Source organism: Thalassotalea sp. G20_0 (assembly GCF_017744175.1).
In the GTDB taxonomy this organism is placed as follows: domain Bacteria; phylum Pseudomonadota; class Gammaproteobacteria; order Pseudomonadales; family Endozoicomonadaceae; genus Endozoicomonas.
The window spans coordinates 1-12,171 of the sequence record NZ_JAGHQV010000083.1; the positions used below are offsets into that span (position 1 = coordinate 1).

7 protein-coding genes are annotated in these 12,171 nt (G+C 47.8%); all 7 read right to left on the reverse strand.

The features are described 5' to 3' along the window. On the reverse strand, nucleotides 1–919 hold a 919-nt coding region (locus J7438_RS23815; protein WP_209278557.1), incomplete at its 3' end, for a hypothetical protein. A gap of 53 nt (nucleotides 920–972) precedes the next feature. Beyond that, on the reverse strand, nucleotides 973–3,987 hold the full coding sequence (locus J7438_RS23820) for a DUF1601 domain-containing protein (RefSeq protein ID WP_209278558.1): 3,015 nt from the start codon (nucleotides 3,985–3,987) through the stop codon (nucleotides 973–975). Nucleotides 3,988–4,040: 53 nt separating this feature from the next. Next, nucleotides 4,041–7,064 (reverse strand): RAP domain-containing protein, encoded by a 3,024-nt coding sequence (locus J7438_RS23825; protein ID WP_209278559.1) that lies wholly within the window; start codon nucleotides 7,062–7,064, stop codon nucleotides 4,041–4,043. A gap of 53 nt (nucleotides 7,065–7,117) precedes the next feature. Next, complete coding sequence (locus tag J7438_RS23830; protein WP_209278560.1) at nucleotides 7,118–8,005, reverse strand: RAP domain-containing protein; 888 nt, start codon at nucleotides 8,003–8,005, stop codon at nucleotides 7,118–7,120. After that, entirely contained in the window at nucleotides 7,932–8,390 is a 459-nt protein-coding gene (locus J7438_RS23835) for a hypothetical protein (RefSeq protein WP_209278561.1), read from the reverse strand. The genes J7438_RS23830 and J7438_RS23835 overlap by 74 nt, the downstream gene beginning before the upstream one ends. 179 nt (nucleotides 8,391–8,569) lie before the next feature. After that, on the reverse strand, nucleotides 8,570–11,575 hold the full coding sequence (locus J7438_RS23840; protein ID WP_209278562.1) for an RAP domain-containing protein: 3,006 nt from the start codon (nucleotides 11,573–11,575) through the stop codon (nucleotides 8,570–8,572). Nucleotides 11,576–11,615: 40 nt separating this feature from the next. Continuing rightward, nucleotides 11,616–12,171, reverse strand: a 556-nt coding sequence (locus J7438_RS23845; protein WP_209278563.1) for an RAP domain-containing protein, incomplete at its 5' end; no start/stop codon positions are given.

Sequence of the window (12,171 nt, forward strand, 5' to 3'; positions counted from 1 at the left end):
GAATAAAGTGGTCTCTCTCTTCTTTTGATTCGGCTTTGGTTTTCACCCGGGGCAACAGCGCGGCCACGGACTCTTTGAGCTTGGGTGTTTTCTCCAGTTCCAGCCCGTTGTCCACCAGTTTCGCCACGGCCCATAGCAGATTGGTGACTTCCTGTGGATTAAAGTGGTCTTTCTCTTCTGTTGATTCGGCTTTGGTTTTCACATGGGGCAACAGCGTGGCGACGGCTTCTTTGAGCTTCGGTGTCGTCTCCAGCTCAAGCCCGTTGCCAACCATTTTTGCCAGGGCCCACAGCAGATTGGCGGTACCTTGGGCATCCATACCCCTGGCGTCAGGTTTTTGGTTGCACTTAACTATTACTGCATCAAGTAACGTTGACAATAAAGCTGCCTGAGCCTCCTTACTTCTCTCATTCATGTACTTATGTGGGGTAAAAACACCCGCTGATGTAAATGAATGAAGCGTCGTCGTCAGGCTTCGCCAAGGCCACCCGGCGGTAGCTTTAAAATCGTGCAACAATGGTATCAGTTGGCGTTGTTCACTGTGATTTAATGGTCTTTTTGACCTTGATGTGTATTGTTTGATTGAACAGGCAAATTGACTGTGTTTTTTCCCGTTATAGCGATCACCATAATGAGTAGATACCCTCATCAGGTCATCTATTTTTGCTGGTGTGATGAGAGCGTTAAAATCCTGAACAGGTTTTATTGAATGTCTTGGTGGATGGTTAGCAGAGCAGGCGTCAGAGGCAGGATAAAATTCATGACGCTCCGGGATATAGGGGAGTGGAGTATTCGTCCGCCTCACTGTGCCATACCTGTATCGCCCACTCCCGGAAGCACCGGTATGATCATCCGGTTGTTTATAATCATTACCTGATGTTGTGCATTGCCAACTGATACCAGCACCGCCTCTGTCCATCAATATATTTCATTAATTCATGGGAAATATAAAATGTAGACTACTCTACGGCGTCACCGGGAAGCAGTTTTTACGGGCTTTTTTCTCTTCCTTTTTCTCTTTTTGGGTTTATTTATTTGCTCTTCTAAATATTCTTCAGCGGTAAAATAACAGTCATCCGAAAATTGCCCTCCCTCATCAGCAGTAAAATATGCCTCGTCTGCCACCCACTCGCCGCTGCTAAGTGACACCGAGCCATGAGCCTCTGGCAGGACGGCTAACTTTGCCTTTATTTGCTCAATAACTATTTTCATTGAATCCTGGTGATCAAGCTTGTTCACCGGGATTTCAATGACCTCAAATCCTGATTTTTTCAGCAGGGCGATTTTCAGCAAAGTCGCACCATTCCTGATTTTTAAATCACCACTCGCGTAATGAGAAGGTCCCTGAACGTCGATAACCGTGTTGTAATCTGGCAGTAGCAGGTCAACCGGAGGTAGTGAGTTCAGACTCTTTTCTTCTTCAATCTTCAAAGACGGAAGGCTCGATTGGAGTTGCTCGCGGAAGGTGGATTGAGATTGTGAAATAATTGTCTGGTAATAGGGGACCACCGGACACGGTCGCCCAAGCCAACTGGCGGCCATGGCAATGACGGTTTGAGCCTCTATATTGTCCGGGGATGTATTTCCCAGGCGAGAAAATAGTTCACCTATGTGCTTTTCAAGCGGGTTTTTATTATTTCTACCGAAGCACAGATAAAACCTGGCACAGAATACCATGACTCCCCAGAGAGACATCGATATATCTTGCTGAGAGAGTTGAGGGTTTTTACTGATTCTGTCGACAAGAGAATCGACCGTAAATTTAACCAAGTTTAACTCAATGGCCTCACCCAGTTTCGCCACAGCCCACAGCAGGTTGGCGATATGCTGAGGAGTAAAGCGATCTTTCTCTTCTTTTGGTTCGGCTTTGGTTGCCACTTGGTACAACAGCGCGGCCAGGGTCTCTTTGAGCTTCGCTGTCTTCTCCAGCTCCAGCCCTTTGTCCACCAGTTTCGCCACAGCCCAAAGCAGGTTGGCGGCAGCTTGAGTGTTGAATTGGTCTTTCTCGTCTTTTGATTCGGCTTTGGTTTTCACATGAACCAGCAGCGCGGCCACGGCCTCTTTGAGCTTTACTGTCTTCTCCAGCCCGTTGTCCACCAATTTCGCCAAGGCCCACAGCAGGTTGGCGACGTGCTGTGGCTTGAACTGGTCTTTCTCTTCTTTTGATTCGGCTTTGGTTTTCACCCGGGGCAACAGCGCGTTCAAGGCCTCGTTGAGATTCGGTGTCTTCTCCAGCTCCAGCCCGTTGTCCACCAGTTTCGCCACGGCCCACAGCAGGTTAGCGATATGCTGAGAGCGGTCTTTCTCTTCTTTTGATTCAGCTTTGGTTTTCACCCGGGGCAGCAGCGCAGCCACGGCCTCTTTAAGCTTCGGTATCTTCTCCAGTTCCAGCCCGTTGTCCACCAGTTTCGCCACGGCCCACAGCAGGCTGGCGACTTCCTGCGGGTTGAAGTGGTCTTTCTCTTCTTTTGATTCGGCTTTGCTTTTCACCTGGGGCAACAGCGCGGCCATAACCTCTTTGAGCTTCGGCATCTTCTCCAGCTCCAGCCCATTATCCACCAGTTTCGCCACGGCCCACAGCAGGTTGGCGACTTCCTGTGGCTTGAAGTGGTCTTTCTCTTTTGTTGATTCGACTTTGGTTTTCACATGGGACAACAGCGCGGTCACGGCCTCGTTAAGCTTCACTGTTTTCTCCAGCTCCAGCCCGTTGTCCACCAGTTTCGCCAAGGCCCACAGCAGATTGGCGATATGCTGAGGAATAAAGAGGTCTTTCTCTTCTGTTGATTCAGCTTTGGTTTTCACCCGGGGCAGCAGCGCGACCAAGGCCTCTTTGAGCTTCGGTGTCTTCTCCAGTTCCAGCCCGTTGTCCACCATTTTCGCCACGGCCCACAGCAAGTTGGCGAGGTGCTGTGGCTTGAAGTGGTCTTTCTCTTCTTTTGATTCGGCTTTGTTTTTTACCTGGGAAAACAGCGCGGCCATAACCTCTTTGAGCTTCGGTAGCTTCTTCAGCTTCAGCCCATTGTCCACCAGTTTCGCCAGGGCCCACAGCAGGTTGGAGACTTCCTGTGGCTTGAAGTGGTCTTTCTCTTCTTTTGATTCGGCTTTGGTTTTCACATGGGGCAACAGCGCGGCTACAGCCTCTTTAAGATTCGGTGTTTTCTTCAGCTCCAGCCCTTTGTCTACCAATTTTGCCACAGCCCACAGCAGGTTGGAGATATGCTGAGGAATAAAGTGGTCTTTCTCTTCTTTTGATTCGGCTTTGGTTTTCACCCGGGTCAACAGCGCGGCCACGGCCTCTTTGAGCTTCGGTGTCTTCTCCAGTTCCAGCCCGTTGTCCACAAGTTTCGCCAGGGCCCACAGCAGGTTGGCGGTACCTTGTGCATCGATATCCCAGGCTTCAGGTTTTTGGTTGCACTTAAGTATTACTGCATCAAGTAAAGTTGACAATAAAGCTGCCTGAGTTTCCTTACTTCCCTCATTCATGTATTTATGAGGGGTAAAGACACCCGCTGAAGTAAATGAATGAAACGTTGTCGTCAGACTTCGCCAGGCCCATCCGGCGGTAGCTTTAAAACCGTGCAACAATGGTATCAGTTGGCTTTGTTCACTATGATTCAAAGGTCGCCTTGACGCTGAAGTGTATTGTTTGATTAAAGTGGCAAATTGACTGTGTTTTTTCCCACTATAGCGATCACCATAATGAGTAGATATCCTCATCAGGTAATCCATTCTTTCTTGTGTGATGAGAGCATTAAAATCCTGAACAGGTTTTATTGAATGTCTCGGTGGATGGTTAGCAGAGCAGGCATCAGAATCAGAATAAAATTCATGACGCTCCGGGATATAGGGGAGTGGAGTATTCGTCCGCCTCACTGTGCCATACCTGTATCGCCCACTCCCTGAAACACCGGTATGGTCATCCGATTTATTATAATCATTACCTGATGTTGTGCATGTCCAACTTATACCAGCACCGCTCTTGTCCATAATTATATTTCATTAATTCATGGGAAATATAAAATGTAGACTACTCTACGGCGTCACCGGGAAGCAGTTTTTACGGGCTTTTTTCTTTTCCTTTTTCTCTTTTTGGGTTTATTTATTTGCTCTTCTAAATATTCTTCAGCGGTAAAATAACAGTCATCCGAAAATTGCCCTCCCTCATCAGCAGTAAAATATGCCTCGTCTGCCACCCACTCGCCGCTGCTAAGTGACACCGAGCCATGGGCCTCTGGCGAGACGGCCAACTTTGCCTTTATCTGCTCAATAACTCTTTTCATTGAATCCTGTTGCCAAAGCTTGTCCACCGGTATTTCAATAACCTCAAATCCTAATCTTTTCAGCAGAGCGACTTTCAATAAAGTCGAACCATTCCTGGTTTTGAAATCACCACTCACGTAATGAAAAGGTCCCTGAACGTCAATCACCGTGTTGTAATCTGGCAGTTGCAGGTCAACCGGAGGTAATGAGTTCAGACTCTGCTCTTCCTTAATCTTCAAAGACGGAAGGCTTGACTGGAGCTGATCGCGTAAGATGGATTGAGATTGGGAAATGATTGTCCGGTAATGGGGCTCCACTGGACACGGCCTCCCAAGCCAACTTGCAGCCATGGCAGTGATGAATGGAAACTCTGTATTGCACGGGGATGGACTTTCCAGGCGAGAAAACAGTTCATCTATGTGCTTTTCAAGGGCGTTTTTATTATCGTCACCGAAGTACAGATAATACCTGGCACTGAATACCATGACTCCCCAGAGAGCCATTGATACATCTTGCTGAGAGAGCCGAGGGTTTTCACTGATTCTGTTGACAAGAGAGTCGAACATAGATTTAACCAGGTTCAGTTCAATGGCCTCACCCAGTTTTGCCATGGACCACACCAGTTTGGTGACCTCCTGTGGCTTGAAGTGGTGTTTCTTTTCTTTTGATTTGGCTTTGGCTTGCACATGCTGCAAAAGCGCGGCCAGGGCTTCTTTTAGCTTCGGTGTCTTCTCCAGATCCAACCCATTTTCCAACAGTGTCACCACGGTCCACAACAGGTTGGTGATCTGCTGAGGAATAAAGTGGTCTTTCTCTTCTTTTGATTCGGCTTTGGTTTTTACATGGAGCAGCAGCGCGGCCACGGCCTCTTTGAGCGTTACTGTCGTCTCCAGCTCCAACCCATTGTCCACCAGTTTCGCCAAGGCCCACAGCAGGTTGGCGACTTCCTGTGGCTTGAAGTGGTCTTTCTCTGCTGTTGATTCGGCTTTGGTTTTCACATGGGGCAACAGCGCGGTCACGGATTCTTTGAGCTTCGATGTCTTCCTCAGCTCCAGCCCATTGTCTACCAGTTTCGCCAGGGCCCACAGCAGGTTGGTGACTTCCTGTGGCTTGAAGTGGTCTTTTTCTTCTGTTAATTCCGCTTTGGTTTTCACATGGGGCAACAGCGCGGTCACGGCCTCGTTGAGCTTCGCTGTATTCTCCAGCTCCAGCCCGTTGTCCACCAGTTTCGCCAGGGCCCACAGCAGATTGGCGATATGCTGAGGAATAAAGAGGTCTTTCTCTTCTGTTGATTCAGCTTTGGTTTTCACCCGGGGCAGCAGCGCGGCCAAGGCCTCTTTGAGCTTCGGTGTCTTCTCCAGTTCCAGCCCGTTGTCCACCAGTTTCGCCACGGCCCACAGCAAGTTGGCGAGGTGCTGTGGCTTGAAGTGGTCTTTCTCTTCTTTTGATTCGGCTTTGCCTTTTATCTGGGGATACAGCGCGGCCATAACCTCTTTGAGCTTCGGTATGCTCTTCAGTTTCAGCCCATTGTCCACCAGTTTCCCCAGGGCCCACAGCAGGTTGGTGACTTCCTGTGGCTTGAAGTGGTCTTTCTCTTCTGTTGATTCAGCTTTGGTTTTCACCCCGGGCAGCAGAGCAACCAAGGCCTCTTTGAGCTTCGGTGTCTTAAACTCCAGTCCGTTGTCCACCAATTTCGCCACGGCCCACAACAGGTTGGCGATGTGCTGTGCATTAAAGTGGTCTTTCTCTGCCTTTGATTCGGCTTTGGTTTTTACCCGGGGCAACAGCGCGGCCACGGCCTCTTTGAGCTTCGCTGAATTCTCCAGCTCCAGACCGTTGTCCACCAGTTTTGCCAGGGCCCACAGCAGGTTGACGACTTCCTGTGCCTTGAAGTGGTCTTTCTCTTCTTTTGATTCGGCTTTGGTTGTCACGTGGGGCAACAGCGCGGCTACAGCACCTTTGAGCTTTGGTGTTTTCTCCAGCTCCAGCCCGTTGTCTACCAATTTCGCCACGGCCCACAGCAGGTTGGAGATGTGCTGAGGGATAAAGTGGTCTTTCTCCTCTTTTGATTCGGCTTTGGTTTTCACCCGGGGCAACAGTGCAGCCACAGCCTCTTTGAGCTTGGGTGTCTTTTCCAACTCCAGCCCGTTGTCCACCAGTTTCGCCAGGGCCCACAGCAGGTTGGCGGTACCTTGCGCATCAATATCCCTGGTTTCAGGTTTTTGGTTGCATTTAAGTATTAGTGCATCAAGTAAAGTTGACAATAAAGCTGCCTGAGCTTCCTTACTTCCCTCATTCATGGATTTATGAGAGGTAAAAACACCCGCTGAAGTAAATGAATGAAGCGTTGTCGTCAGGCTTCGCCAGGTCCATCCGGCGGTAGCTTTAAAATTGTGCAACAATGCTATCAGTTGGCGTTGTTCACTGTGATGTAAAGGTCGTCTTGACGCTGAAGTGTATTGCTTGATTAAAGTGGCAAATTGACTGTGTTTTTTACCATCATAGCGAGCACCATAATGAGCAGATATACTCACCAGGTAATCCATTCTTTCTTGTGTAATGAGAGTATTAAAATAATGAACAGGTTTTACTGAATGTCTTGTTGGATGGTTAGCAGAACAGGCGTCAGAAGCACGATAAAATTCATGACGCTCCGGGATATAGGGGAGTGGCGTATTTGCCCGACTGACTGTGCCATACCTGTATCGCCCACTCCCGGAAGCACCGGTATGATCATCCGGCTGATTATAATCATTACTTGATGTTGTGCATTTCCAACTTATACCAGCACCACCTTTGTCCATAATTATATTTCATTAATTCATGGAAAATATAAAATGTAGACTACTCTACGGCATCAACAGGCATTAGTTTTTACCGGCTTTTTTCTCTTCCTTTTTCTCTTTTTTGGTTTTTCTGTTTGCTCTTCCAAATATTCTTCGGCGGTAACATAACAGTCATCGGAACATTGCCCTCCTTCATCGGCAGTAAAATATGCCTCACTTGCCGCACACTCGCTGCTGTCAGGTGACACAGGACCACGGGCCTCTGGCGGGATGGCTAACTTTGTTTTTATTTGCTCAATAACTGTTTTCATTGAATCCTGGTTATCAAGCTTTTTCACCGGTATTTCAATAAGCTCAAATCCTGATTTTTTAAGCAGGGCGATTTTCAACAAAGTCGGGCCATTCCTGGTTTTGAAATCACCACCCACGTAATGGGAAGGTCCCTGAACGTCGATAACCATGTTGTAATCTGGCAGTAGCAGGTCAACCGGAGGTAATGAGTTCAGACTCTTTTCTTCTTCAATCTTCAAAGACGGAAGGCTTGATCGGAGTTGCTCTCGGAAGGTGGATTGAGATTGTGAAATAAGTGGCTGGTAATAGGGGACCACCGGACACGGTCGCCCAAGCCAACTGGCGGCCATGGCAATGACGGTTTGCGCCTCTATATTGTCCGGGGATGTATTTCCCAGGCGAGAAAATAGTTCTCCTATGTGCTTTTCAAGCGGGTTTTTATTATTTCTACCGAAGTACAGATAAAACCTGGCACAGAATACCATGACTCCCCAGAGAGACACCCATGTATCTTGCAGAGAAAGCTGAGGGGTCTCACTGATTCTGCCGGCAAGAGAACCGAACATAGATTTAACCTGGTTCAGCTCAATGGCCTCACCCAGTTTTGCCAAGGCCCACAGCAGATTGACGGTACCTTGTGTATTGAAGTGGTCTCTCTCTTCCCTCATTCATGCATTTATGAATGGTAAAAACACCCGCTGAAGTAAATGAATAAAGCGTTGTCACCAGGCTTCGCCAGCTCCACCCGGCGGTAGCTTTAAAATCATGCAAAAATGCTAACAGTTGGCGTTGTTCACTGTGATGCAAAGGTCGTCCTGACGCTGAAGTGTATTGTTTGATTAAAGTGGCAAATTGACTGTGTTTTTTGCCATCATAGCGATCACCAAAGCGAGCAGATATGCTCAACAGGTAATCCATTCTTTCTTGTGTGATGAGAGCATTAAAACCATGAACAGGTTTTATTGAGTATCTTGGTGGATGGTTAGCAGAACAGGCGTCAGAAGCAGAATAGAATTCATTACGCTCCCGGATATAGGCGAGTGGTACATTCACCTGTCTGACTGTGCCATGCCAGTATCGCCCACTCTCTGAAGAATCGGTACGATCATCCGGTTGATTATAATCATTACCAGATGTTGCGCATTGCTAACTTACACCAGCACCGCTTCTGTCCATAATTATATTTCATTAATTCATGGGAAATATAAAAAGTAGACTACTCTACGGCATCATCAGGCAGCAGTTTTTACTGGTTTTTTCCTCTTCCTTTTTCTCTTTTTTGGTTTTTCTGTTTGCTCTTCCAAATATTCTTCGGCGGTAACATAACAGTCATCGGAAAATTGCCTTCCTGCATCGGCAGTAATGTATGCCTTATCTGCAAATCCCTCGCCGCTGTTATGTAACACAGAGCCATAAGCCTCTGGCGAAACGGCTAACTTTATCTTTATTTGCTCAATAACTCTTTTCATTGAATCTTGGTCATTAAGCTTGTTCACCGGGATTTCAATGACCTCAAACCCTAATTTTTGCAGCAGGGCGATTTTCAGCAAAGTCGAACCATTTCTGGTTTTGAAGTCACCACTCACGTAATGAGAAGGTCCCTGAACGTCTATCACCATGTTGTAATCTGGCAGTAGCAGGTCAACCGGAGGTAATGAGTTCAGACTCTTTTCTTCTTCAATCTTCAACGACGGAAGGCTTGATTGGAGTTGATCGCGTAAGGTGGATTGTGATTGTGAAATGATTGTCTGGTAATTGGGAGCCACCGGACACGCTCTCCCCAGCCAACTTGCGGCCATGGCAATAATGGATTGATCTCCGGTATTGCCTAAGGATGTATTTCCCAATCGAGAAAATAATTCACCTGTGTGCTTTTCAAGCGGGTTTTTATTATTGCTACCTGAGTCCAGATACACTCTGGCACAGAATACCATGACTCCCCAGAGAGACATGCATATATCTTGCTGAGAAAGCTGAGGGGTTTCACTGATTCTGTCGACAAGAGAATCGAACGTAGATTTAACCAGGCTCAGCTCAGTGGCCTCACCCAGTTTTGCCACGGCCCACAGCAGGTTGGCGATGTGCTGTGGCTTGAAGCTGTCTTTCTCTTCTGTTGATTCGGCTTTGGTTTTTACATGAACCAGCAGCGCGGCCACGACCTCTTTGAGCTTTGGAGTCTTCTCCAGCTCCAGGCCATTGTCCACCATTTTCGCCAAGGCCCACAGCAGGTTGGCGACTCCCTGTGGCTTGAAGTGATCTTTCTCTTCTTTTGATTCGGCTTTGGCTTTCAAATGGGGCAACAGCGCGGCCACGGTCCCTTTGAGCTTTGGAGTCTTCTCCAGCCCATTTTCCACCAATTTTGCCACGGCCCACAGCAGGTTGGTGACTTCCTGTGGCTTGAAGTGGTTTGTGTCTTCTTTTGATTCGGCTTTGGTTTTCACATGGGGCAACAACGCGGCCACGGCCTCTTTGAGCTTCGCGGTCTTCTCAAGCTCCAGCCCATTGTCCACCAATTTTGCCACGGCCCACAGCAGGTTGGCGACTTCCTGTGGCTTGAAGTGATCTTTCTCTTCTTTTGATTCGGCTTTGGTTTGCACATGGGGCAACAGCACGGCCACGGTCTCTTTGAGCTTCGGTGTTTTCTCCAACCCCAGACCATTGTCCACAAGTTTCGCCACGGCCCACAGCAGGTTGGCTACTTGCTGTCGCTTGAAGTGGTCTTTATCTTCTTTTGGTTCGGCTTTGGTTTTCACATGAGGCAGCAACGCGGCCATAATCTCTTTGAGCTTTGGAGTCTTCTCCAGCTCCAGGCCATTGTCCACCAGTTTCGCCAAGGCCCACAGCAGGTTGGTGACTCCCTGAGGGCTGAAGTGGTCTTTCTCTTCTTTTGATTCGGCTTTGATTCTCACCAGGGGCAACAGCACGGCCACGGTCCCTTTGAGCTTTGGAGTCTTCTCCAGCCCATTGTCCACCAATTTTGCCACGGCCCACAGCAGGTTGGCGACTTCCTGTGGCTTGAAGTGATCTTTCTCTTGTTTTGATTCGGCTTTGGTTTTCACATGGACCAGCAGCGCAGCCATCACCTCTTTGAGCTTCGTTGTCTTTTCCAGCTCCAGGCCATTGTCCACCAGTTTTGCCAAGGCCCACAGCAGGTTGGCGGCTCCCTGTGGCCTGAAGTTGTCTTTCTCTTCTTTTGATTCGGCTTTGGTTTTTACATGGGGCAACAGCGCGGCTACCGCCTCGTTGAGCTTCGGTGTTTTCTCCAGCCCATTGTCCACCATTTTTGCCATGGCCCACAGCAGGTTGGCAGTACCTTGAGTGTTGAAGTGATCTTTCCCCCCTTTTGATTCGGCTTTGGTTTTCACATGGGACAACAGCATGACCACGGTCTCTTTGAGCTTTGCTGTCTTCTCAAGCTCCAGCCCATTGTCTATCAGTTTCGCCAAGGCCCACAGCATGTTGGTGACTTCCTGTGGCTTGAAGTGGTCTTTCTCTTCTTTTGATTCGGCTTTGGTTTTCACATGGGGTAACAGAGCAGCCACGGCCTCTTTGAGCTTCGCTGCATTCTCAAGCTCCAGACCGTTGTCCGCAAGTTTCGCCAGGACCCACAGCAGGTTAGCGGTACCTTGTGCATCGATATCCCGGGCTTGAGGTTTTTGATTACACTTAAGTAGTGCTTTATCAAGTAAAGTTGACAGTAAAGCTGCCTGAGTTTCTTTACTTCCCTCATTCATGTATTTATGAGGGGTAAAAACACCCGCTGAAGTAAATGAATGAAGCGTTGTCGTCAGGCTTCGCCAGGTCCATCCAGCGGTAGCTTTAAAGTCGTGTAACAATGGTATCAGTTGGCGTTGTTCCCTGTGATGCAAAGGTCGTCCTGACGCTGAAGTGTATTGTTTGATTAAAGTGGCAAATTGACTGTGTTTTTTGCCATCATAGCGATCACCAAAACGAGCAGATATGCTCACCAGGTAATCCATTCTTTCTTGTGTGATGAGAGCATTAAAACCATGAACAGGTTTTATTGAGTGTCTTGGTGGATGGTTAGCAGAACAGGCGTCAGAGGCAGAATAAAATTCATTACGCTTCTGGATATAGGGGAGTGGCACATTCACCTGTCTGACTGTGCCATGCCAGTATCGCCCACTCGCTGAAGAATCGGTACGATCATCCAGTTGTTTATAATCATTACCTGATGTTGCGCATTGCCAACTGATACCAGCACCGCCTCTATTCATAATTATATTTCATTAATTCATGGAAAATATAAAAAGTAGACTACTCTACGGCATCACCAGACCAGGCAGCAGTTTTTACTGGCTTTTTCCTCTTCCTTTTTCTCTTTTTTGGTTTTTCTGTTTGCTCTTCCAAATATTCTTCGGCGGTAAAATAACAGTCATCTGAAAATTGCCCTCCTTCATCGGCAGTAACGTATGCCCCATCTGCGGCCTCCTCGCCACTGTTATGTAACACAGGACCATGAGCTTGCTGCAGGAAAGGTAATTTTGTCTTTATTTGCTCAATAACTATTTTCATTGAATCCTGGTTATCAAGCTTGCTAACCGGGATTTCAATGACCTCAAATCCTGCTTTTTGCAACAGAGCGATTTTCAACAAAGTCGAACCATTCCTTGTTTTGAAATCATCATCCACGTAATGAGAAGGTCCCTGTACGTCGATAACTATGTTGTAATCTGGCAGTACCAAGTCAACCGGAGGTAATGAGTTCAGACTCTTTTCTTCTTCAATCTTCAAAGACGGAAAGCTTGATTGGAGGTGATCGCGGAAGGTGGATTGATATTGAGAAATGGTTGTCCGGTAATGGGGAACCACC